Consider the following 21,535-nt stretch of genomic DNA (forward strand, 5'->3'; position numbering starts at 1 on the left):
GGGAGGCCTTTCGATGCGGCGAGAACTGCGCTGGGAATCACCGCCAACGCTACCGGGTGCCCACCCGCGCACCCCGCCCGACCAGCACCTGTGCCGACAGACCGACCGGTCGGGGTGAGCGGGGCCGCCGGGGCTATGTTGGGTGGCATGCGGATCGGATTGAGCATCAACTACTCGGGCGGGTTCAAGGAGGTCGCGGCCGAGGTCGCCGACCTGGAACGCGCCGGACTCGACATCGTCTTCGTGCCGGAGGCGTACTCGTTCGACGCGGTGAGCGCGCTGGGCTTCTTGGCCGCGCGGACCGAGCGGGTGCAGCTGGCCTCGGGCATCCTGCAGCTCTACACCCGGACCCCCAGTCTCACCGCGATGACCGCGGCCGGGCTCGACTTCGTCTCCGACGGCCGCTTCATCCTCGGCATCGGCGCCTCGGGTCCCCAGGTCATCGAGGGTTTCCACGGCGTGCCCTATGACGCCCCGATCGGGCGCACCCGCGAACTCGTCGAGATCTGCCGCAAGGTCTGGCGGCGCGAGAAGCTCAACTACCAGGGCAAGTACTACCAGATCCCGCTACCCGCCGATCGCGGCACCGGGCTGGGCAAAGAGCTCAAACTGATCAATCACCCCGTCCGCGAGCGCATTCCGGTGCTGTTGGCCGCGCTCGGTCCCAAGAACGTGGAGCTGGCCGCCGAGATCGCCGAGGGCTGGCAGCCGATCTTCTTCCTGCCGGAGAAGGCCGAGGACGTGTGGGGCGACGCGGTCGCGGCGGGCACGGCCAAGCGCGATCCGGCACTGGGCAAGCTCGATGTCTTCGCGGGCCCGGCGCTGGCGATCGGCGAGAACGTGACCCCGCTGCTCGAGTTCGTGAAGCCGCACCTGGCGCTCTACATCGGCGGCATGGGTGCCAAGGGCAAGAACTTCTACCACACCCTCGCCACCAAGTACGGCTATGGCGAGGCCGCCGACCGCATCCAGGAGCTGTACCTGGCCGGTGACAAGCAGGCCGCCACCAAGGCCGTGCCCGACGAGCTGGTCCGCGATGTGTCGCTGATCGGTCCGGAGAGCTTCGTGAAGGAGCGCGTGGCGGCCTTCGCCGAGGCGGGCGTCACCACGCTCAACGTCACGCCGCTCGCCGAGAACGCCGCGGGCCGGGTCAGGCTGATCGAGCAGCTGCGCGGCCTCTGCTGACCCACCGACACGGCGCGCCGCCGTCCGGAGCGTTCTCCGGACGGCGGCGCGCGTGCTCAGGTCAGGACTTGAACGACGCCAAGGCGGTGCCGAGGGTGGTGTGCATCGCGAACACCTGGTCCAGGCTCGTCATCTTCAATTGACGACTGGTGGCGGGCCCGTCGGCGACCACCGCGATGGCGGTGGTGTCACCGGCGCGCTGATGGGCGGCGACCAGGGTCGCCATTCCCGCCGAGGCGAGGAACCCGACCGCGGTCAGATCGATCACCAACGTCGCCGGTTTGTCGGCCAGGATGGTCTCGATGGCGGCGTCCAGCGCGGGCGCGGTGGCCAGATCGACCTCGCCGGTCACCGTCAGCACCGTGACGCCGTCGTGTACCGCCGTCGTGGTGGTCATCGTGTCCGTGAGTGGATACGCGTCTCCGGATGAGTTGGTCACCTCTCCAACAACACACAACTTCGCCGGAATACGCAAGCCATCGGTCGCGCTCACTGTCGCAGGTGGGTGTCGTGCGCAGGCGTGCGGCGACGGTTTCGGGTGCCGAGGTTCGGCCCGCGCAGGGCAGGGCTGCTGTTTTCCCGGTGCCGTCGTACTGTGTGGGCGTGAACATCGATGTGACGCCTTTACCGGGGATCGGCGTGTGCAAGGACTTTCTGCTGGCGGGCGCGCGTCGCCGGATCGGCGTGATCGAGCATCGCGACGGGTCGGTGGATCTCGTGGTGTCGCGGGCGGGCGACGTCGACTCGACGACCTCGATTCCACTGTCGAGTGCCGAGATCGGCGTGCTGGCCGGATTGCTCGGCGCGCCCCAGGTCGTGCAGGAGACCCAGGACACCCTCGGCACCGGTGGGTTGTCGACCCGGCAGTTCGCCATCGAGCGCGGCAGCCCGTTCGACGGGCGCCCGCTGCGCGACACCGAGATGCGAACCCGCACCGAGGCATCGGTCGTCGCGGTGGTTCGCGCCGGTGAGGTATCGCCGTCGCCCACCCCGGATTTCGCCTTCATCGCCGGTGACCTCGTGGTCGTGGTCGGTACCGAGCACGGTCTGGACGCGGCCGGCAGGCTGCTGGCCGCGGGTTGAGCACCCGGAACGAAGCGTAAAGGGACGGTAATGTGCCACCTAGCTGAGGTTAGGTGATCCAAAAATGAATGTAGATGTGACTACCCTGCCGGGAATCGGCGTGCGAAAAGAGTTCTCGCTGTCGAAGGTGGATCGCCGCATGGGCGTCGTCGATCATCGTGACGGCGGCACGGACTTGATCTTCACCCGAATCGGGGACCCGGACACCACGGTGCAGATTCCGCTGTCCGAGGTCGAGGCGCGCACGCTCGCGAGTCTGCTCGGCGCACCGCAGTTGGTCGCGCAATTGCGCGAACAGCATCGCGAACTCGACGGAGTGAGCACCAGGTCACTGTCGATGCCACCGAATTCGCCCTATTCCGGGCGTCGCCTCGGCGACACCGAAATGCGCACCAGGACCCGCGCGTCGATTGTCGCGGTGCTTCGATCCGGAGACGTATTCGCCTCGCCAGGACCGGACTTCGTGTTCGCCGACGGTGACATCGTCGTCGTCGTCGGGACGAACGCCGGGCTCGACGCCGCCGCTTCGATCCTTTCCGACGGCTGAGCCGGTGCAGCTCACGGGGACAACGCTGGCATTGATCCAGCTGGGGGCGGTGTTCTTCGGATTGGGCGTCCTCGGGCGCGTCGCCGCACGCGTCGGACTGTCGCCCATCCCGCTCTATCTGCTCGGTGGCCTGGTCTTCGGCACCGGCGGCCTGATCGAGTTGCACGAGGTGGAGCCGTTCATCCATCTCGCCAGCGAGATCGGTGTCGTGCTGCTGCTGTTGCTGCTCGGCCTCGAGTACACGGCGGGGGAGTTGGTCACCGGCATGCGTAAGTCGTGGCCTGCCGGCCTGCTCGACGTGGTTCTCAACGCCACACCCGGTGTGATCGTGGCGCTCATGCTCGGCCTCGGGCCGACGGGCGCGATCGCGATGGCGGGGGTGACCTACATCTCTTCCTCCGGCATCGTCGCCAAGGTGCTCAACGACCTGGGCCGGCTCGGCAACCGGGAGACGCCGGTGGTGCTGTCGATCCTGGTGTTCGAGGATCTGGCGATGGCGGTGTACCTCCCGGTACTCACCGCGGTCCTGGCCGGTGTCAGCTTCGTGACCGGCCTGACCACGGTGAGCATCGCGCTGACCGCGGTGACGGTGGTGCTCGTGGTCGCCCTGCGCTACGGCCGGTACGTCTCGGCGATCGTGGCCAGCGAGGATCGCGAGATCTTCCTGCTCAAGCTGGTCGGCTCGGCGCTGCTGGTGGCCGGTCTCGCCTCGGCGGTGCAGGTCTCGGCGGCGGTCGGCGCGTTCCTGCTGGGAATCGCGATCTCCGATTCGACCGCGCACGACGCCACCAAGATCCTCGAGCCACTGCGCGACCTGTTCGCGGCGATGTTCTTCGTGCTGTTCGGGCTGAGTACCGATCCACGCAGCATTCCGCCGGTGCTCGGCTGGGCCATCCTGCTGGCCGTGGTCACCACCGCGACCAAGATCGCCACCGGCTGGTGGGCGGCCCAACGCGCCGGTGCGTCCCGGCTCGGCCAGGCGCGCGCCGGAACCGCGCTGGTGGCGCGTGGTGAGTTCTCCATCGTCATCGCGGGTCTGGCGGTCGCCGCCGGCGCGGTGCCCGCGGAGTTCGCCGCGCTCGCCACCACCTACGTGCTGCTCATGGCCGTGATCGGGCCGATCGCGGCGCGGATCGTCGAGCCGGTGATGCGGCTGCTCGACGGCAAGCAACCTGTGCGGGTGGACTCCGGCGCGGAGTGAGGACGGGGCCATGGTCGCCGCCGGCGGCTGCGCGCCACCCCATACCGCGGCTGGAGAAAGATAACGCGACTCGCGGTGAAACGGTGCTCGGAATTGTTACGCGATCTGAATATAATCCACCACAAGCAAACATCCCGCAATCGTAATTTATTGGCCTGAGCTGCGAATGTTAGCGAGTGCTGAATAAGTGGCAATTTAGGGTTATCACTGTTTCGTGACGAACTCCGCTCTGGGCACGATTCGGGCTGTACGTTTGTGGCCCATGGTTCGCTGGGTCCCATTCGGGTAACGGAGAGGGCGGAAATGGCTACAGTCACACGGCAGTCCGGGCCGAATGGAGTGATCTTCCGGCCCGGCTTCTTCGCAGCGAAATCGACCATGACGCCCTCGGCCCTGGTCACCCTCGGACTGATCTTGTTGATCCCGGTTCTGGCCACCGTCGGCCCCATCGCCGCCTCCGCGCTGATCGCGCGCAACGCCGGGGTGGGCTGGCCGGGCGCGGTGGTGTTCGCGGTGCTCGCGGCCGTGGTGTGCCTGTCGGTGATCGCGTCGGTCGTGGCCTTCCGGATGGCCTGGCGCCGCGGACGGCACTCGTTCGGCACTTTCGCACGGTAGGGGGCTCGTGATGCAGACCCAGGGACACGCGGCCGGGCCGACGCCCCCCGCGATCGAACCGGTGGCTCCCGGCGCGGACGAATGTCGTCGCCTGCGGATCGTGGCGCAGATCGACGATCCCCACGCGTGGGACCTGACCGCGGCCCGCCTGCTCGCCAGTGGCCGCCGACGCTGGCGCGCCAGGCCCGATATCGCCGACCACCCGGCGCTGCTGCGCTGGACCAGGATCCAGCAGTCCCAGGAGATACCCGTACAGCCTTGCCTGCGAACGACTTTCGCCGCGGTGGCGGCCGGTCGTGCGATCGGTGACGGCGACCCGTGCACCGGCTTCGCCGCCGCCATCATGCTGCTGTCGAGCTGCCCCACCGAGGCGATCCTGCAGTCGGACACGCCGAACGATCCCCGCGTCGTGCGGTTCTCGGTCTACGCCTATCGCGAGGACGACCTCCCGCTCGCCGAGGACCTGATCACCACCACCATCCGCACTTGCGGCACCGTTCTCGTGCGCCGCTGCACGGTCCTGCGGCGCCGCCCGGCGACTCCCGCGACCCCGCTGCTCGGTCAGCCGGTTCCCGAATTGTTCGTCCTGGGTAGTACCGCCGCTCGCTGAGCAACCGGTTCAGCCGGCATGCTGTCCCGCGGACACCGCGGCAGGCCGGGTCGAGCCGCGCAGCGGATTGGCGGTGGGGAAGGTGATCGACGGCAGGGTGACCCACATGCGGACGCGGGTGCCGTTCTCGTCATGGTCGAACTCGAGCTCCTCGGTGAGCACGCGCATCATCTCCACGCCGCGACCTCGATAGCCGGGGTCGGTGGGAGTGGGGACCCAGCGGCCACCGTCGGCGACCTCGATCACCACCCGGTCACCCTCGCAGGTGGCGGTGAGCCGCACCCGGCCCGGCGTGCTGTCGCGGTAGGCGTGTTCGACGCTGTTGCTGCACGCCTCGTTGGCGGCCGCGACCAGGTCGGCGGCCAGATCGTGCGGAACGGCGGCGGTGGCGAACCAGCGGTAGAGACTGCGGCGCAGGCCGGTCAGCTCGGCCGCGGCGGCGGGGATGTCGAGGCTCAGCGGCGCGGGGGGCTGGCGGTAGACGACCATGGCGACGTCGTCGTCGTAGCCCGCGGGCGGACACAGCCGCGACAGCACGGCATCGGCCACGTCGCGGGGCAGCGCGGCGCCGGTCTCGCTGAGCACTTCCGCGATCTTGACGAAGCCCTCGGCGATGTCGTAGCCGCGCTGCTCGACCAACCCGTCGGTGAACAGCACCAGCGTGGCACCGGGCGGCAGCGCGGTCGTCGCCTCGGGGCGGCGCGGGGTGTCGAAGGTGGCCAGCGGCACGGCACGTCCGCCCTCGAGCATGCGACCGGGACCACCGGGCGGGGCGATGATGGGCGGCATGTGGCCGGCGTTGGAATAGCGGACCATCCCGCGCTCGGGATCGAGCACCGCCGCGCACACCGTCGTGCACATGGCGCCGGGAATCCGCGCGGCGACCGCGTCGAGCTCGGCGAGCAGCTGTGCCGGACCGGCCCCGCGCAACAGCAGAGCCCTTGCCGCTGTCCGCAATTGGCCCATCACCACGGCGGCGGACAGGCCACGGCCGACGCAGTCGCCGACGACCACGCCGATGGTGCCGTCGCGCAGCGGCACCACGTCGTACCAGTCGCCGCCGATCTCGAGCGGGGGCAGCGCGGGTTCGTAGTGCACCGAGAACCGGGGCGGCAACTCGATCGGACCGAGCATGGCCCGCTGCAGGGTGAGCGAGGTGGCGCGGGCCTGATCGAAGTTGCGCGCCCGCTGCAACGCCACGCTGAGATGGCCGACCAGCAGCGAGTACAGCGCCCAGTCCGCGGCGCTGACCGCCCGCGGCGCGCCGAAACGCACCCACAGCGCGGCATCGCCGGTCTCGCCGAGTGGCGCCACCACCGCTTCGACGCCACCGTCGTCGCCGGTGATCGCCGACAGGCCGCGGGCCGACTGCCTGCGTGCCCGATCCAGCAGTGCCTTGACCTCGTCGTCGATCGTCACCGTCTGCGCGGCCCGCGATCCGGACTGCACCGGTGTCACGGTGAACTGTGTTGTGTCGCCGTTGGTGTCGGGCTCCGCTGACGGCGGTTCACCGCACGAGTACAGGTCGGGCTGCCCGGTCCGGCTCGGCCAGACCGCGACCAGCGCGGTGCGCGCGCCCATGGTCCGGCGCAGCTCGTCGAGTCCGACGGCGAGCACCTCCACCATGCTCGTCGCCGCACCGACCGCCGTCGCCAGCCGCGAGGCCGCCTGATCGCGCGCCTGCGCGTCGTGTTCGGCGGTCACGTCGCGCACGGTGCCGACGAAGATCCGCTCGTCGTTCTCCTGCTTGACCAGTGAGCTCGCGCTCACCGCGAGCCAGCGCTCCCGGCCATCCCGGTGGCGCACCGGAGTCACGAAACGGGACGCCTCCGTACCGATCTGGGGATATCCTTTGCGATCCGACAGGGCCCACGGGTGTGGCAGCGGGAACGGCACCTCCTCGGCGCCGTAGCCGGTGAGCACACCGAAAGCCGAGTTCACCTCGACGATCGTGCCGTGGTCGTCGGCGACGAAGAAGCCGTCCTGCAGCGACTCGACCAGCGCGGTGCGGAAGGCGTCGCGGCCGGCCAGGTCCTCGGCGCGCTCGCGCTGCTGTTCGTAGCGGCGGGTGCCGTCGAGATAGCCGCGCGTGGCGATGTCGAGCGCGGCCATGGTCTGCAGCAGGAATTCCAGCGCCACCTCGGCGCTGCGCGGATCCACCGGGGTACCCGCGTACTCGGCGACCGCGCGGAAATGGTGTTCGGTGAGATCGAGCAGGCTGATGCCCTCGACGAGGGCCCGCCTGCCGAGGTCGTAGCCCTCGGTGAGGCCGTCCTGGCCGGGCGCGGCGACGTGGCGGCCCAGGGCAGCCGAGTAGTCGTCGAGAAATGCGGCCAGGACAGCGCTCATCGGCAACCTTTCATGGGCAGGCTCCGCGGAAGCGGGCCGCGAGCACCAGGGCGTCGTCGGTGTCCTTGGCGTCACGCGCGAGCAGGTCACCCGCGACGGCGGTGGCCGGTTTGGCCAGATCGATCGATTCGGGGCCCACCGCGACGATGCCGTCGGTGGCCATCAGCAGCAGGTCGCCCGGCCGGATCGGCAGGGTCTGCGGCTGCAGGTGCGAGGGCAGCCGGTAGCCGACGATGCCGCCCGTCAGCAGCATGGTCGCGCGCAGCTCCGGCCCGGCGGGACCGAGGGTGAGCAACCGGGATTCGACATTGCCGACGCCGAGCCACTCCAGGGTCTCGCCCGGCCCGATCAGCGCCAGCGAGAGCGCGGCGCCGCGGGTCTCGACCATCGCGCGATGGCACAGCACCATCAACACATCCAGGGGTTCGCCACGGTTGTCGGCCAGGATGCCCGCCGCGCGATCGGCGGCGTCGGCCGCGGCGACGCCGTGCCCGAGCCCGTCGAGCACGGCGAACAGCGCGCCGCCGTCGCCGGTGTCCAGGACGACGGCACGGTCACCGGAGACGTCCTGGCCGGGCAGTGCCCGACCGGCCGTCGACCATTCCGTGCGGCCGATGATCCCGTCCTCATGCACCGTCGGGTACCCACTTCCACATCTCGATCAACGTGCCGCGGCCGGGAGCGGAATCGATGGTCAGGCGGTCCATCAGCCTGCGCGCGCCGGGCAGGCCGAGACCGAGGCCACGGCCGGTGGAATAGCCGTCCTCCAACGCCCGCGGAATATCGCGAATCCCCGGTCCCTGGTCCTCGGCTTGGACGACGAGCGCCTTGCGCCCTTCGCGCAGATCCACCAGTAAACGGATCTCGCCGCTGCCCGCGTAGCTGGTGATGTTGCGGGCGATTTCGGAGATGGCGGTCGAGATCATGGTGCGGTCGGTGAGGGTGAAGCCGAGATGCGCCGCCAGCTCGTGTCCGGCTTTGCGTGCCGTCACGATGTCTTCGGACACCTTGACCCCGATCGCGACCTGCTCAGCGGCCACTGTCACGACCGTCTCGTCGGCTGCGCGGATGCCGGTTCAGCCAGGCAAGGCCCTCCTCCAGATCCAGCGCGGTGTGCATGTCCTCGAAGGTCAGCCCGAGCTGGACCATGGCGAAAGCGACCTCGGGCTGTAGGCCGACGATGACGGTCTCGGCGCCGCGCAGCTGGGTCATGTGCGCGATGGTGCGCAGCGAGCGCGCCGCGAAGGAGTCCATGATGTCGATCGCCGTGACGTCGACGATGATGCCGGTCGCGCGATAGCGGCTGACCTGCTTCATGAGGTCTTCCTGCAGGCGCTCGGTATCGGCGTCGGTCAGCGCCGACTGCACCGAGGCGATCAGGAAGGTGCCCTGTTTGAGAATAGGTACGGGCATGGTGGACGGATCAGCGCCCGTCCCGCTCGACCAGGCGCTCGTTGCCTCTCGACACCTCGTAACCCAGCAGGCGCTCCGCCTCCTCGATGCCACCCTGCAGGTCGCCGACGGCGTTCATCTTGGACAGGTCGAGACCGATGGTCACCAGGGTGAGCGCGATCTCCGAGGACAGGCCGGTGATGATGACGCTGGCGCCCATCAGGCCGGACGCGTCGACGGTCTGCACGAGGTGGTTGGCCACCACCGAGTCGATCGCGGGCACACCGGTGATGTCGATGACGACGACCTTGGCGCGATTGGCCCGGATGGCGCGCAGCAACTGCTCGGTGAGCTGGCGGGCGCGCTGGGAATCGAGCACGCCGATGATCGGCAGGATGAGCAGCTGCTCGCGCACCTGCAGCACCGGCGTGGACAGCTCGCGGATGGCTTCCTGCTGGCGGCTGATGACGCGCTCGCGCTCCTGCACGAACGACACACTCACGGTGTTGGCGATGCGGTTGGCGGCGGGCTCGTAGGCGTCGAGCACCTGGTTGAGCATCTCGAAGTTGGACTGGTACTTCGAGAACAGCGAGCGGGCCAGCACGTCACGCAGCAGGGCGACGATGCCGAGCACCTCGTCGGTCTCGACGCCGCGGGGGATGATGCGCTCGGACAGGTCGCGGGCGTAGGCCTGCAGTGCCTCGACGCTGCCGGTCTCGAGCACCTCGACGTAGTTGTCGAAGATCGAGGTGGCCTCGGAGAAGATCTCCTCCGGGGTCATCGCGGTGAGCAGCTGGGCCTCGGTGATGCGCCGGGCCCATTCCTCGCGCAGGGCGGTGCGGTTCTGCCTGAGGTGTTCGACCAGTTGGGGTAGCAGGCTGTCTACCGGGCGTGCCGGCAGCGAATCCGCCGAAAGACTCATGGACACCTCGGACATGGAAACTCCTGCCCCTTTCGACGGACTTTCTGCGGTGCGCACGGCGCGCGTTTGGACCCGAGCCTACTCATACCCCACCGGTGGTGCTGCCCAAACCTGCCGGTTGTCGCCTATTCCGGAGCGAATCCGCGCTCCAGCGCCCGCAGGGCCTCGTCCAGGTAGACGGTCAGGTCGGTGTCGCCGCGTTCGAGCCAGGCGTCGAAGGCGGCCCGCGCGGCGGCCAGGGTGGTGCGTCCGACCGCCAGCGGGACGAGCGCGCCCGCGGTGGTGCCGAGGCGGCTCGCGGCGAATTCGCCGACCGCGCGCTCCCAGGCGTCGTAGTGCGCGCCCGCGCCCGCCGAGAGCGCGGGCACGCCGGAGACCAGCTTCATCCTGGTGCGCAGCTCGGGGATGTCCTCGGCGCGGTAGCGGTTGGCCGTCACCACTATTCGGCGCACCGCCGCCATCATCGGCTCGTCGGGGGGTACCGCGGCGAAGGCGGCGCGTAGGTCGTCGACCTCGTTGTCGAACTGGTGCCACAGCACCTCGGCCTTGCTCGGGAAGTACCGGAAGAAGGTGCGCTCGCTGACTCCGGCCTCGGCCGCGATGCGTTCGACGGTGACGTCGTCGAAGCCGTGTTCGGCGAACAGTTTCATCGCGATGACTTCGAGTTCGCGGCGCGTGGTGCGCGGGGGACGACCGCGATGGGTGCGCGGGATCGGGGCGGGCATGGATACAGCGTAGGGACTCGGCGGGCCTTGATTATGTCAGTGACTGTCGTTAATGTTCGGGATATGTTCGTGGCGCACCTCACATGGCCCGAGGCGGGCGCATGGGCCGCCGAGGGAGTGATCCTGCTCATCCCGCTCGGTGCGACCGAGCAGCACGGGCCGCATCTGCCGCTGTCGACCGACAGCGACATCGCCGCCGCCCTGTGCGCGCGGGCCGCTGCCGAGCGCACCGATGTGCTGATCGCGCCGCCGGTGCCCTACGGCGCCAGCGGCGAGCACGCGGGGTTCGCCGGCACGCTGTCGATCGGGCGGGCCGCGCTCGAGCTGCTCGTGGTGGAACTGTGCCGCTCGGCCACCGACACCTTCACCCGGATCGCGCTGGTCAACGGCCACGGCGGCAATATCGAGCCGCTGCGCCGCGCGGTCGAGTTGTTGCGCGCGGAATCGCGTGATGTGCGACTGTTCTCGCCCGGCTACGGCGGCGATCCGCACGCGGGCCGGTCCGAGACCTCGCTGCAGCTGGCGCTGGCGCCACAGCGGGTGCGCGCCGAACTGGCCGAACCGGGCGACCGGCGCCCCCTGCCCGAACTGCTGCCGCTGCTGCGCGCGGGCGGCGTGCGCGCGGTGAGCCCGAACGGAATTCTCGGTGACCCCACCGGGGCCTGCGCCGAGGAAGGTGCCGCGCTGCTGACCGCGGCGACCACCGCGTTGTTGAACGACCTGGGCCGATGGTGGCCACAGGATCATGAGGAAGGACCCCTTCGATGAATCCCTGGTTCGAGACCGTCGCCGAGGCGCAGCGTCGCGCCCGCAAGCGCCTGCCGAAATCGGTGTACGGCGCGCTGATCGCGGGCTCCGAACGCGGCCAGACCATCGAGGACAACCAGACCGCGTTCACCGAACTCGGTTTTGCCCCACACTGTGCGGGCCCGATCGGTGAGCGCGACCAGTCCACCACCGTGCTCGGTCAGCAGATCTCCATGCCGGTGCTCATCTCGCCGACCGGCGTGCAGGCGGTGCATCCCGACGGTGAGGTCGCCGTCGCCAGGGCCGCGGCCGCCCGCGGCATCGCCATGGGTCTGAGTTCGTTCGCCAGCAAGCCGATCGAAGACGTGATCGCGGCCAATCCGGCCACCTTCTTCCAGCTGTACTGGTGCGGCGACAAGGACCAGATCCTCGAGCGGATGGCCCGGGCGAAGCAGGCGGGCGCCGTGGGCCTGATCCTCACCCTGGACTGGTCGTTCTCGCACGGGCGCGACTGGGGCAGCCCGGTGATCCCGGAATCGCTGAACCTGCGCACCATGATGAAGTTCGCCCCGCAGACCCTGGCCCGCCCGCGCTGGCTGGCCACCTACCTGCGCTCGGGCTCCATCCCCGATCTCACCGCGCCCAACATGGCCGTCGGCGGCGGCGCGGCGCCCGGCTTCTTCGGCGCCTACGGCGAATGGATGCAGACTCCCGCACCCGACTGGGCCGACGTCGCCTGGATCTGCGAGCAGTGGGATGGTCCCGTCGTGCTCAAGGGCGTCATGCGGGTCGACGACGCCCGGCGTGCGGTCGAGGCCGGCGTGGCCGCCATCTCGGTGTCCAACCACGGTGGCAACAATCTCGATGGCACTCCCGCCGCCATCCGCGCCCTGCCCGTGCTCGCCGACGCGGTGGGCTCGGAGATCGAGGTCCTGCTCGACGGCGGCATCCGCCGCGGCAGCGATGTGGTCAAGGCCGTCGCCCTCGGCGCGCGCGCCGTCCTGATCGGCCGTGCCTACCTGTGGGGCCTGGCCGCCAACGGTCAGGCCGGTGTGGAGAACGTCCTCGACATCCTGCGCGGCGGCATCGACTCCGCCCTGCTCGGGCTGCGCAAGACCTCGGTCGCCGATCTCACTCGCGACGACATCGTCGTCCCCGCGGGGTTCGAACGGGCGCTCGGGGTGGGACACGACGAGCGTGGCCATCAGGACGTCGCGACCAACGGCAAGTCCATGGAAGTGCCTGTGTCGCAGTAGGAACGGCCGCCGTCACTGCTCGGCGGCGACCTCGGCCAGTGGTGCGCCGTCGCTGTCCGGCGGCGGGTCGGTCAGGTCCTCATCGGTCAGGTCCGCGGGGATCGCGTCGGTCTCGTCCTCACCTGCGGCACCGCAGTCGGTCGCCGCGCTGCGGTGGTGGTTGATGAGCACCTCGTAGATCTCGGCCAGGGCCGCGAGCTGGTCGCGGTCGAGAACATCGATCATGTGTCTTCGCACGCTGCGCACGTGGGCCGGCGCCGCGGTGGTGAGGAGTTGGCCGCCCGCGGTGGTCAGCCGGGCGACGGTGCGGCGGGCGTCGTGGGGCATCGTCTCGCGGGTCACCAGTCCGCGTTTCTGCATGCGGGTGATCTGGTGCGAGAGGCGGCTCTGCGACCATTCCAGCGCACTGGCCAGGTCGGCGAAGGTGAGTCGCTGACCCGGCGCGTCGGCCAGGTAGACCAGCACCGAGTACTCCACCCAGCTGAGGTTGGCGGTGCGGCCCGCGTCACGTCCGATCGCCGCGGCGATCAGATCACGGGTCCGCACATAGCCCAGCCAGGCGCGCATTTCGACATCATCGAGCCACTGTGGATCGGTCACGATCGCGCTCCAGATTCTCGGTGCAAGCTTCGGTTTGCAACGGTGCACGCCCGCCACCGTCCACGGAGATGGGTAGCACCGTTTGTGTTGAACGTGCAACCTCGATCTTGGTTAGGGATGGTGCCGTACGGGCATAGGGTTGCCTAATCGGGGGTGCCGGTGCGGGCGGTCGATAGGCTGCCGATGCTTTGTGACCAGCCCTGGTTGGCGCCTCGCGGTTGTCGCGGTGCCCGCCCTGCCCGAAGGAGTGCGCTGTCGTGACCGCGCCGGAGTTCCGCTATTCCGATCTGCTGCCGATCGGCGCCGACGACACGCCGTACCGTCTGCTGACGACGCAGGGGGTCAGCACCTTCGAGCACAACGGCCGCACGTTCCTGCAGGTCGAGCCGGAGGCGCTGCGCCTGCTCACCGAGACGGCGATCCACGACATCAGCCACTACCTGCGCCCCGCGCACCTGCGCCAGCTGCGCAAGATCATCGACGATCCCGAGTCCTCGGGCAACGACCGCTTCGTCGCGCTGGACCTGCTCAAGAACCTCAACATCTCCGCGGGCGGTGTGCTGCCGATGTGCCAGGACACCGGCACCGCGATCGTGATGGGCAAGAAGTCCGAGGGCGTGCTGACCGGCGTCGACGACGCCGAGTGGATCAGCCGCGGTGTGTTCGACGCCTACTCCACGCTGAACCTGCGCTACTCCCAGCTCGCCCCGATCACCATGTGGGACGAGAAGAACACCGGCTCCAACCTGCCCGCGCAGATCGAGCTGTACTCGACCGAGGGCACCCCCGACAACCCGGTCTACAAGTTCCTGTTCATGGCCAAGGGTGGCGGTTCGGCCAACAAGTCGTTCCTCTACCAGGAGACCAAGGCGGTCCTGAACCCCGAGCGCATGCTCGAGTTCCTCGACGAGAAGATCCGCTCGCTCGGCACCGCGGCCTGCCCGCCCTACCACCTGGCCGTGGTCATCGGTGGCACCAGCGCCGAATTCGCCTTGAAGACAGCCAAATACGCCTCCGCGCACTACCTGGACAACCTGCCGACCGAGGGCTCGATCACCGGCCACGCCTTCCGTGATCTCGAGCTCGAGGAAGAGGTCTTCCAGCTCACCCGCGAGTTCGGCATCGGCGCGCAGTTCGGCGGCAAGTACTTCTGCCACGACGTGCGCGTGGTGCGCCTGCCCCGGCACGGCGCCTCCTGCCCGGTCGCCATCGCGGTGTCGTGCTCGGCCGACCGGCAGGCGCTGGCCAAGATCACCAAGGATGGCATCTTCCTGGAGCAGCTGGAAACCGAACCGGCCCAGTACCTGCCGGAGCAGACCGCCGACATCCTCGGCGGCGACGTGGTGAAGGTCGACCTCAACCGCCCGATGGACGAGATCCGCGCCGAACTGTCGAAGTACCCGGTGAAGACTCGCCTGTCGCTCACCGGCCCGCTGGTCGTGGCCCGCGACATCGCCCACGCCAAGATCAAGGAACGCCTCGACGCGGGCGAGCCCATGCCGCAGTACCTGCGCGACATGGCCGTCTACTACGCGGGACCGGCCAAGACCCCCTCCGGCTATGCCTCCGGCTCCTTCGGCCCCACCACCGCGGGCCGGATGGACTCCTACGTCGACCAGTTCCAGGCCGCGGGCGGCTCGATGATCATGCTCGCCAAGGGCAACCGCTCCGCCCAGGTCACCAAGGCCTGCCACGAGCACGGGGGCTTCTACCTCGGCTCCATCGGCGGCCCCGCCGCCCGCCTGGCCCTGGACTGCATCAAGAACGTCGAGGTTCTCGAGTACCCCGAGCTCGGCATGGAAGCCGTCTGGAAGATCGACGTCGAGGATTTTCCGGCCTTCATCGTCGTCGATGACAAGGGCAACGACTTCTTCGCCGAAACGTCCAAGCCCCTCGCCCTGCGTGTGCGGACCCGCTCCAAGGAACGCGTCTAGTCTCACCGTGCACGACCGGTCGTCATCGGGAAATGGCCGGTCGGCGCCGGAGCGGGCGGTTAAGGTTATCGCTCGATGGGTGCGGTGTGCCCTGAGGAGGTGCGGATGGCTGCCACCGGGGTGCCGGGGAGCCGGGTCGTGCGCAGCGCGAAGCTGGGGCAGTTGGCTGCCGAGCAGGCGGTGCGCGGGGTGGGCCGGCGGTTGTCGATGATCGGGCGAACCGAGGAAGCCAGGCAGGTGCTGGCGGAGCGCTCGGCGATGCAGACGGCGCAGCAGATCGTCGCGGTGCTGGGCAGTATGAAGGGCTCGGCGATGAAGCTGGGGCAGATGCTGTCGGTGCTGGATCTGGATTTCGTGCCGGAGGCCTATCGCGAGCAGTTCCGGGAGCAGTTCGCCGCGCTGCGGGACCGGGCACCGGCGGTGCCGTTCGCGAAGATGCGCGCGGTGATCGAGGGCGATTTGGGCCCGCTGGCACGGACTTTCGCCGATTTCGACGAGACCGCCATCGCCTCGGCCTCGATCGGTCAGGTGCATCGGGCGACGCTGCGCGACGGTCGCACGGTCGCGGTGAAGGTGAAGTATCCCGGGGTCGAACGCGCGGTCAATGCCGACATCAGCAATCTCGAGTTCCTGTCCAAGATGGGCAAATCCATTCTGCCGACGATGGCCGACACCGGCGTGCTCGAGGAGATCGCGGGGAATCTGCGCAGCGAACTCGACTATCTGCGTGAGGCGCGGACCCAGCATCGGGTGGCGCAGCGCTATCGTGGCCATCCCTTCATCACCGTCCCGGACGCACTCGAGCAATACTGCTCGCACAACGTCCTGGTCACCGAGTTCGTCGAGAGCCGACCCTTTTCGCACATCCAGACGCTGCCCGATGCCGAACGTGATCGACTCGGTGAGCTGATCTACCGCTTCTACATCGGCTCCCTGTTCGCCGACTACGAGTTCTGCGGCGACCCGCACCCGGGCAATGTCCTGCTCGCCGATGACGGCAGACTCGCCTTCGTCGATTTCGGCCTCTACAACGAAATGGACCCGGTGCACGTCGAATTCGAGCGTTCGTGCCTGCGTGCGGCGGCCGAGGGCAGGCCCGAGGACGTGTACGACGCCTGGGTCGGCCGCGGCATCATCGACCCGGAGTCCGGGGTGACCGTGGCCGAGTGCCAGGCGTATGTCTGGGCGGCGACGGGCTGGCATCTGCTCGACGAGGTGGTCACCATCACCCCCGAATTGGCCACCGGCGCAATCCTGTTGGCCGTCGACCCGCGCTCGGTGGAGTTTCAGGGGATGCACAGCCAGATGCTGCCGCCCGAGCACGTGTTCTCCCGGCGCGCCGACCTGTTCACCTTCGCCACCCTCGGCCAGCTGCGGGTCACCGCCAACTGGCACCTGCTGGCCAGGGAATGGCTCTACGGTGAGCCCGCGCACACCGCGATCGGCCGCGAGTGCGAGCAGTGGCGGCGCCGCTCGCGCTGACCGCCGCGAATCCCGCACCGGCGCCGTCCCGCTCGCTTCCGGAGCGCTGACCTGCTTCTACGTAATGCTGTAGTAGCTTGGTCGGCGACCGGCACCTGCGTGGGGAAGGAGCGAAGTGCGACGTTCGGCCGACGGCTTTCGTGGCCGGACCCGCCCACTCGCGGTGCTGGTGGTCCTCACCACGCTGTGCGCCCTGCTGATCGACTGCACCGCAGCAAATCACGACGACCACCACGTCGGGTCCGGCACGGTCGCGATGGTCGCGGACATCGCCGATGTCGTGGTGCCCGACCACCCGCTACCCGACCACTGCCTGCCCGATGTCGCGGGGTCGGACAGCGCGCTCGTTCTGCTCGTCACCCTCATCGCGATCCTGCTCGTCGTGGTGGCGGCCTGGGGGCTGCCCGCGCTCGCCGGGCGTGGACCCCCGCGTGCCGTCTTGTGGTCGCGCCCCGGCCGCGACATCCTCACGCATTTCTGCATCTGCCGACGCTGACCGGTCAGCGACAGGCCTGCCCGGACGGTAGGCCGGTGTCCGCGTGCCCGTGCTCGTCCGTGCCGCCGTCCGTGGCGGCCGACTCAGGAAGCGACAGACATGCAGGAATTCGTGCTCGACAGGACCGCTCGCGCCATCGCCGACCGGCCGCACGACCTCGTCGGCAACACCCCGGTGATGTGGGTGGGTGCGCCGCTGTCCGGACCCGATCGGGGGTTCTGGGCCAAGCTGGAAGGATTCAACCCGGGTGGGATGAAGGACCGCGCCGCCCTGCACATGGTGGGCCGCGCCGAGCAGCGCGGCGAGTTGATGCCCGGTGCCCGGATCATCGAATCCAGCAGCGGCACTTTCGGTCTCGGTCTCGCGCTGTCGGGGCTGGTGTACAACCACCCGGTGACGGTGGTGACCGATCCGGGCCTCGAGCCCATCGTGGACCGCATGCTGACCGCGTTCGGCGCGCGGGTCGACCGGGTCGAACGGCCACATCCGGTGGGTGGCTGGCAGCAGGCCCGCCGCGAGCACGTCGCCGCGGCCCTGGCCGCCGATCCCACGGCCTGGTGCCCCGACCAGTACAGCAACCCCGACGCCCCCGACGGCTACGCGAGCCTGGCCGAGGAGCTGATCGAGCAGATCGGCCGAGTCGACGTGCTGGTGTGCGCGGTCGGCACCGGGGGCCACTCAGCCGGTGTCGCGAGTCACCTGCGCGGGCACCACCCCGACCTGCGGCTGATCGCGGTCGACACGGTGGCCTCGACCATCTTCGGGCAACCGGCGGGCCCGCGGCTGATGCGCGGGCTCGGCTCCAGCATCCGGCCCGCCAACGTCGACTACGGGGCCTTCGACGAGGTCCACTGGGTGGCGCCGGCCGAAGCCGTCTGGGCCTGCCGCACGCTGGCCGCTACGCACTACGTCACCGGCGGCTGGAGCGTCGGCGCGGTCGCGCTGGTGGCGGGCTGGGCCGCGCGCACCGCCGCGCCGGACACCCGGATCGCCGCGGTGTTCCCCGACGGACCGCACCGCTACTTCGACACCGTGTACAACGACACCTACTGCGGCGAACACGGGTTGCTCGCCGGGCCGCCGCCGCGCGAGCCGGAGGTCATCGCGCATCCAGGCGAGCGGGTGGTCCAGAGCTGGACGCGGTGCCCGGTCGTGGTCGATCCGGCCGCGGCCGGACCGGTGGTCTCATGAGAACGCTGCGAGCCTTCGCCGGGTTCGACCTGCCCGCCCGGCTGCTGATGATCAACCAGTTCGGCATCAATCTCGGCTTCTACATGCTGATGCCGTACCTGGCCGGGTATCTGGCGGGACCGCTCGGCCTGGCGGCCTGGGCGGTCGGGCTGGTGCTGGGCGTGCGGAACTTCTCCCAGCAGGGAATGTTCCTGCTCGGTGGGACATTGGCCGACCGGCTCGGCTACAAACCGCTGATCGTGGCCGGGTGTTTGCTGCGGACAGCGGGTTTCGCCGCGCTGGTGGTGGCGTCGTCGCTGCCGATGCTTCTGGTCGCTTCCGCCGCAACGGGTTTCGCCGGTGCGTTGTTCAACCCGGCTGTGCGCGCCTATCTCGCCGCCGAGGCGGGTGAGCGTCGGGTGGAGGCCTTCGCGGTGTTCAACGTGTTCTATCAGGCGGGCATCCTGGCCGGTCCGCTGGTCGGTATCGCCCTGCTCGGCCTGGACTTCCGGTGGGTCGCGATGGTGGCCGCCGCGGTGTTCGCGGTGCTCACCGTGGCGCAGCTGTGCGCGCTCCCGCAGCGTCGCGGGGTCGTCAGCGGTGGCTCGGTGCTGGGCGACTGGCGTGCGATCGCGGGCAACCGGCGGTTCCTCGCCTTCGCCGTCGCGATGGGCGGTTCGTATGTGCTGTCGTTCCAGGTGTATCTGGCGCTGCCGCTGCAGGCGGAGTTCGTCGCCGGTGCGGCCGGGGCGCAGGCGCTGACGGCGGCGGTGTTCGTACTGTCGGGCGTGGTCGCCATCGCCGGGCAGTGGCGGATCACCGCCTGGTTCCGGCGGCGGTGGGGGACCGAGCGCGGGCTGGTCGTCGGGCTCGGCGTGCTCGCCGCGGCCTTCCTGCCACTCGCGCTCGTGCCGGAACCGGACGGGGTCGGACCGGTGGTCGCGGCGGGCGCCTTGCTGGTGTCGGCCGCGGTGCTTGCGCTGGGCACGGCGGCGGTGTTCCCGTTCGAGATGGACACCGTGGTCTCGATGGCCGACGGCAAGCTGGTGGCCACCCACTACGGCTTCTACAACACCATCGTCGGGGTGGCGATCCTGGTGGGGAACCTGGCCACCGGTGCGGTGCTCGGCGCGGCCAGGTCGGCGGGTGCCGACCGGCTGGTGTGGCTGGGCATCGCGCTGATCGGCGCGCTGACCGCGGTCGCGGTGGGGCGTGCGCTGCGGCCGGAACGGGGACGCCATCGCCGGAATTCGGCCCTGTCCGCCTACACCGCCGCGCCCGGGCGCTGGCCGGTGCGCATGGACCGGGAGCCGGATCGGCCGCAGGGCGCGATCCGGGAGCTGGTCGATAGGATTCGGGCATGACCACTGTGCTCGGCCGCGCGGCCGACCGGATTCTCCTGACGACGACGGCCGCGGCGGCCGTGACCGCCGTCGGCCTCGGGATCGCCGCTGCCGAGCCGGGCTCGATCGAGCTGCGCGAGCAGACCCAGTCGGCCGCGGGCACGGAGGGCCTCGACCCCTCACTGGCGGTGGCCTACACCGTCGCCGAGCGCCAGGCGCACGCCGAAGGGGTGCCGCTGTCGATCACCTCCGGACACCGCACCTACGAGCAGCAGCAATGGCTGTGGAACGACGGCCTGGCCACCTACGGCAGCCCCGAAGAGGCTCGCCGCTGGGTGCTGCCGCCGGAGGAGTCGACCCATGTCTCCGGCCACGCGATCGACGTGGGCCCCCAGGTGGGCGCGCAGTGGCTGGAGAACAACGGTTACCGCTGGGGGCTTTGCCGGACTTTCGACAACGAGTGGTGGCACTTCGAGTTGGTCACCGCGCCTGGGGCGCCGTGCCCACCCCGAGCGCCTGACGCCAGCCTGCGCTGAACGTGATCCCGTGCCTGACATGAGTCAGCGCGGAGCCGGATCGTGGGAACTCCGGCTCCGCGCCGATCGTGCCTTCGGTGCTCGGTTGACCCGCGTCCGAGGGTGGCTCGGCTCCTAGCGCAGCGTGGCGAAGAAGGTACGGATGTCGGCGACGTGCGCGGCCGGTTCCTCCATGGCGACGAAGTGGTTGCCCGGGTTCTCCTCGGGCCAGTGCGTGATTTTGTTGTCGCGCTCGGCGAGCTTGCGCATCAGCGGTGACCCACCGCCGTAGACGCCGGTCGGCACGAGGTTCTGGCCGATCGGCCAGCCGAATCCGCCCTCGCGCAGCCCGTTGTACATCGGCCAGGAGGAGGAGCCGGCGGTCTGGGTGAACCAGTACAGGGCCACGTTGGTGAGGATGTGGTCGCGGTCGATCACGTCCTCGGCCACCTCGGCCATCGGCGTGAACTCCTGGAACTTCTGCAGAATCCAGGCCAGCAGCGCCACCGGCGAATCGTTCCAGCCCAGCGCGAAGGTCTGCGGGGCTGCCTTCAGCAGGGCGTGATGGTCTGTGCCGCCGGTCATCCACTGCTGCATCTCGGCCCACTGGGCCTGGTCCTCGGCCGACATGGCGGGCACGTCGTCCTCGCTCGGCATGCCGATCCCGCCGTCGAGGTGCACGCCGATCACGTGCTCGGGGGCCGCCACGGCCAGCTCTGGCGCGATGTAGGCGCCCAGATCGCCGCCCTGGGTGCCGTAGCGGTCGTAGCCGAGCCGTTCCATCAGAGTGGCCCACATCCGGGCCACCCGCGCGGTCGTCATTCCGGTGTCGGTCGGCGCGGCGGAGAAGGCGAAGCCGGGCACCGAGGGGATCACCACATGGAAGGCGAGGGCGGGATCGAGGCCGTGGGCGCGGGGATCGGTCAGCGGGCCGATGACGCGGGTGAACTCGACGAATGAATTCGGCCAGCCGTGGGTGAGCAGCAGTGGCACCGCGTTCGGCTCGGCGGAGCGGACGTGCACGAAATGCACGTCGAGACCGTCGATCTCGGTCAGGAATTGCGGGAAGGCGTTGAGCGCGGCTTCCTGTGCGCGCCAGTCGAATTCGTTCGCCCAATACTGCGCCACCTCGCGCAGGTACGCGGTGGGTACACCCCGGTCCCAGCCCTCGCCCGGCAGCTGCGCGGCCCAGCGCGCCCGGCTGAGCCGGTCGGTCAGATCGTCGATCTCGGCCTGTGCGATGTCGATGCGGAACGGGCGGATGCTGTTCATGGGGCGAACTCCTCGATCTCGGTGTCGGTGTGAAATCGACTCTAGGAGCCATCTAGGACAGTTTCCGTCCTAGATGTGCGAGAGAATCGAA

23 protein-coding genes are annotated in these 21,535 nt (G+C 69.5%); 14 read left to right on the forward strand and 9 right to left on the reverse strand.

What is annotated here, in order from left to right; translation table 11 throughout:
* Positions 1–147: 147 nt before the first annotated feature.
* Complete coding sequence (locus BOX37_RS11335; protein WP_071931393.1) at positions 148–1,185, forward strand: LLM class F420-dependent oxidoreductase; 1,038 nt, start codon at positions 148–150, stop codon at positions 1,183–1,185.
* 61 nt (positions 1,186–1,246) lie between these two features.
* On the opposite strand, the gene BOX37_RS11340 is transcribed toward BOX37_RS11335, so the two are convergent.
* Positions 1,247–1,582, reverse strand: a complete 336-nt coding sequence (locus BOX37_RS11340; RefSeq protein WP_071927611.1) for an STAS domain-containing protein — start codon at positions 1,580–1,582, stop codon at positions 1,247–1,249.
* Between the two features lie 206 nt (positions 1,583–1,788).
* On the opposite strand from BOX37_RS11340, the gene BOX37_RS11345 reads away from it, so the two are divergent.
* The 5 genes from BOX37_RS11345 to BOX37_RS11365 all read left to right on the forward strand — a co-directional run bounded on the left by BOX37_RS11345 (position 1,789) and on the right by BOX37_RS11365 (position 5,241).
* Positions 1,789–2,268, forward strand: a complete 480-nt coding sequence (locus BOX37_RS11345; protein WP_071927612.1) for a cation:proton antiporter regulatory subunit — start codon at positions 1,789–1,791, stop codon at positions 2,266–2,268.
* A gap of 64 nt (positions 2,269–2,332) precedes the next feature.
* Positions 2,333–2,815 (forward strand): cation:proton antiporter regulatory subunit, encoded by a 483-nt coding sequence (locus BOX37_RS11350; RefSeq protein ID WP_071927613.1) that lies wholly within the window; start codon positions 2,333–2,335, stop codon positions 2,813–2,815.
* Between the two features lie 4 nt (positions 2,816–2,819).
* The gene (locus tag BOX37_RS11355; protein ID WP_071927614.1) at positions 2,820–4,016 is read left to right on the forward strand and encodes a cation:proton antiporter; all 1,197 of its coding nucleotides are present in this window, start codon (positions 2,820–2,822) and stop codon (positions 4,014–4,016) included.
* Between the two features lie 303 nt (positions 4,017–4,319).
* Entirely contained in the window at positions 4,320–4,631 is a 312-nt protein-coding gene (locus tag BOX37_RS11360) for a hypothetical protein (protein ID WP_156910362.1), read from the forward strand.
* Positions 4,632–4,641: 10 nt separating this feature from the next.
* Positions 4,642–5,241: a hypothetical protein gene (locus BOX37_RS11365; RefSeq protein WP_071927616.1), complete on the forward strand. Its 600-nt coding sequence runs from the start codon at positions 4,642–4,644 to the stop codon at positions 5,239–5,241.
* A gap of 9 nt (positions 5,242–5,250) precedes the next feature.
* Here the strand turns inward: BOX37_RS11365 and BOX37_RS11370 are convergent, their stop codons facing one another.
* The 6 genes from BOX37_RS11370 to mftR all read right to left on the reverse strand — a co-directional run bounded on the left by BOX37_RS11370 (position 5,251) and on the right by mftR (position 10,629).
* Positions 5,251–7,590 (reverse strand): SpoIIE family protein phosphatase, encoded by a 2,340-nt coding sequence (locus BOX37_RS11370; protein WP_071927617.1) that lies wholly within the window; start codon positions 7,588–7,590, stop codon positions 5,251–5,253.
* 10 nt (positions 7,591–7,600) lie between these two features.
* Positions 7,601–8,224 (reverse strand): SpoIIE family protein phosphatase, encoded by a 624-nt coding sequence (locus BOX37_RS11375; RefSeq protein WP_071927618.1) that lies wholly within the window; start codon positions 8,222–8,224, stop codon positions 7,601–7,603.
* Positions 8,217–8,630, reverse strand: a complete 414-nt coding sequence (locus tag BOX37_RS11380) for an ATP-binding protein (protein WP_084759549.1) — start codon at positions 8,628–8,630, stop codon at positions 8,217–8,219. Before BOX37_RS11380 ends, BOX37_RS11375 begins: the two co-directional genes overlap by 8 nt.
* Positions 8,620–9,003, reverse strand: a complete 384-nt coding sequence (locus tag BOX37_RS11385) for an STAS domain-containing protein (RefSeq protein ID WP_071927619.1) — start codon at positions 9,001–9,003, stop codon at positions 8,620–8,622. Before BOX37_RS11385 ends, BOX37_RS11380 begins: the two co-directional genes overlap by 11 nt.
* Positions 9,004–9,013: 10 nt before the next feature.
* On the reverse strand, positions 9,014–9,919 hold the full coding sequence (locus BOX37_RS11390) for an STAS domain-containing protein (RefSeq protein WP_071927620.1): 906 nt from the start codon (positions 9,917–9,919) through the stop codon (positions 9,014–9,016).
* Positions 9,920–10,029: 110 nt separating this feature from the next.
* Positions 10,030–10,629, reverse strand: a complete 600-nt coding sequence (gene mftR, locus BOX37_RS11395) for a mycofactocin system transcriptional regulator (RefSeq protein ID WP_071927621.1) — start codon at positions 10,627–10,629, stop codon at positions 10,030–10,032.
* A gap of 63 nt (positions 10,630–10,692) precedes the next feature.
* Here mftR and mftE point away from each other — a divergent pair, with 63 nt between their 5' ends.
* Both mftE and mftD read left to right on the forward strand, forming a co-directional pair.
* Positions 10,693–11,397 (forward strand): mycofactocin biosynthesis peptidyl-dipeptidase MftE, encoded by a 705-nt coding sequence (mftE, locus tag BOX37_RS11400; RefSeq protein WP_071927622.1) that lies wholly within the window; start codon positions 10,693–10,695, stop codon positions 11,395–11,397.
* Positions 11,394–12,632: a pre-mycofactocin synthase MftD gene (gene mftD / locus BOX37_RS11405; protein WP_240505304.1), complete on the forward strand. Its 1,239-nt coding sequence runs from the start codon at positions 11,394–11,396 to the stop codon at positions 12,630–12,632. Before mftE ends, mftD begins: the two co-directional genes overlap by 4 nt.
* Positions 12,633–12,644: 12 nt before the next feature.
* On the opposite strand, the gene BOX37_RS11410 is transcribed toward mftD, so the two are convergent.
* A complete protein-coding gene (locus BOX37_RS11410; RefSeq protein ID WP_240505305.1) occupies positions 12,645–13,232 on the reverse strand; it encodes a MarR family winged helix-turn-helix transcriptional regulator in 588 nt (195 codons plus the stop codon).
* Positions 13,233–13,489: 257 nt separating this feature from the next.
* Here BOX37_RS11410 and BOX37_RS11415 point away from each other — a divergent pair, with 257 nt between their 5' ends.
* From BOX37_RS11415 to BOX37_RS11440, 6 genes are all read left to right on the forward strand, one after another.
* The gene (locus BOX37_RS11415; protein ID WP_071927623.1) at positions 13,490–15,166 is read left to right on the forward strand and encodes a fumarate hydratase; all 1,677 of its coding nucleotides are present in this window, start codon (positions 13,490–13,492) and stop codon (positions 15,164–15,166) included.
* A gap of 105 nt (positions 15,167–15,271) precedes the next feature.
* Entirely contained in the window at positions 15,272–16,648 is a 1,377-nt protein-coding gene (locus BOX37_RS11420; RefSeq protein ID WP_071927624.1) for an AarF/UbiB family protein, read from the forward strand.
* Between the two features lie 115 nt (positions 16,649–16,763).
* Positions 16,764–17,144 carry a putative copper homeostasis (lipo)protein LpqS gene (lpqS, locus tag BOX37_RS11425; RefSeq protein WP_071927625.1) on the forward strand — a complete coding sequence of 127 codons (381 nt, stop codon included), beginning with the start codon at positions 16,764–16,766 and terminating at the stop codon, positions 17,142–17,144.
* Between the two features lie 99 nt (positions 17,145–17,243).
* Positions 17,244–18,335: a PLP-dependent cysteine synthase family protein gene (locus BOX37_RS11430; protein ID WP_071927626.1), complete on the forward strand. Its 1,092-nt coding sequence runs from the start codon at positions 17,244–17,246 to the stop codon at positions 18,333–18,335.
* Positions 18,332–19,678, forward strand: a complete 1,347-nt coding sequence (locus BOX37_RS11435; protein ID WP_084759550.1) for an MFS transporter — start codon at positions 18,332–18,334, stop codon at positions 19,676–19,678. The genes BOX37_RS11430 and BOX37_RS11435 overlap by 4 nt, the downstream gene beginning before the upstream one ends.
* Positions 19,675–20,193, forward strand: a complete 519-nt coding sequence (locus BOX37_RS11440) for a M15 family metallopeptidase (RefSeq protein WP_084759551.1) — start codon at positions 19,675–19,677, stop codon at positions 20,191–20,193. The genes BOX37_RS11435 and BOX37_RS11440 overlap by 4 nt, the downstream gene beginning before the upstream one ends.
* 114 nt (positions 20,194–20,307) lie before the next feature.
* Here BOX37_RS11440 and BOX37_RS11445 read toward each other — a convergent pair whose 3' ends face one another.
* Complete coding sequence (locus tag BOX37_RS11445) at positions 20,308–21,444, reverse strand: epoxide hydrolase family protein (RefSeq protein WP_071927627.1); 1,137 nt, start codon at positions 21,442–21,444, stop codon at positions 20,308–20,310.
* Positions 21,445–21,535 lie beyond the last annotated feature (91 nt).

Source organism: Nocardia mangyaensis (assembly GCF_001886715.1).
Taxonomy (GTDB): Bacteria; Actinomycetota; Actinomycetes; order Mycobacteriales; family Mycobacteriaceae; genus Nocardia; species Nocardia mangyaensis.

Excerpts from the sequence above, each read along its gene's own strand:
- BOX37_RS11335 (WP_071931393.1), top strand. The coding sequence starts at position 148 with ATGCGGATCGGATTGAGCATCAACTACTCGGGCGGGTTCAAGGAGGTC.
- BOX37_RS11340 (WP_071927611.1), bottom strand. The coding sequence starts at position 1,582 with ATGACCACCACGACGGCGGTACACGACGGCGTCACGGTGCTGACGGTG.
- BOX37_RS11350 (WP_071927613.1), top strand. The coding sequence starts at position 2,333 with ATGAATGTAGATGTGACTACCCTGCCGGGAATCGGCGTGCGAAAAGAG.
- BOX37_RS11360 (WP_156910362.1), top strand. The coding sequence starts at position 4,320 with ATGGCTACAGTCACACGGCAGTCCGGGCCGAATGGAGTGATCTTCCGG.
- BOX37_RS11365 (WP_071927616.1), top strand. The coding sequence starts at position 4,642 with ATGCAGACCCAGGGACACGCGGCCGGGCCGACGCCCCCCGCGATCGAA.
- BOX37_RS11370 (WP_071927617.1), bottom strand. The coding sequence starts at position 7,590 with ATGAGCGCTGTCCTGGCCGCATTTCTCGACGACTACTCGGCTGCCCTG.
- BOX37_RS11385 (WP_071927619.1), bottom strand. The coding sequence starts at position 9,003 with ATGCCCGTACCTATTCTCAAACAGGGCACCTTCCTGATCGCCTCGGTG.
- BOX37_RS11390 (WP_071927620.1), bottom strand. The coding sequence starts at position 9,919 with ATGTCCGAGGTGTCCATGAGTCTTTCGGCGGATTCGCTGCCGGCACGC.
- mftR (WP_071927621.1), bottom strand. The coding sequence starts at position 10,629 with ATGCCCGCCCCGATCCCGCGCACCCATCGCGGTCGTCCCCCGCGCACC.
- mftE (WP_071927622.1), top strand. The coding sequence starts at position 10,693 with ATGTTCGTGGCGCACCTCACATGGCCCGAGGCGGGCGCATGGGCCGCC.
- mftD (WP_240505304.1), top strand. The coding sequence starts at position 11,394 with ATGAATCCCTGGTTCGAGACCGTCGCCGAGGCGCAGCGTCGCGCCCGC.
- BOX37_RS11420 (WP_071927624.1), top strand. The coding sequence starts at position 15,272 with ATGGCTGCCACCGGGGTGCCGGGGAGCCGGGTCGTGCGCAGCGCGAAG.
- BOX37_RS11430 (WP_071927626.1), top strand. The coding sequence starts at position 17,244 with ATGCAGGAATTCGTGCTCGACAGGACCGCTCGCGCCATCGCCGACCGG.
- BOX37_RS11435 (WP_084759550.1), top strand. The coding sequence starts at position 18,332 with ATGAGAACGCTGCGAGCCTTCGCCGGGTTCGACCTGCCCGCCCGGCTG.
- BOX37_RS11440 (WP_084759551.1), top strand. The coding sequence starts at position 19,675 with ATGACCACTGTGCTCGGCCGCGCGGCCGACCGGATTCTCCTGACGACG.
- BOX37_RS11445 (WP_071927627.1), bottom strand. The coding sequence starts at position 21,444 with ATGAACAGCATCCGCCCGTTCCGCATCGACATCGCACAGGCCGAGATC.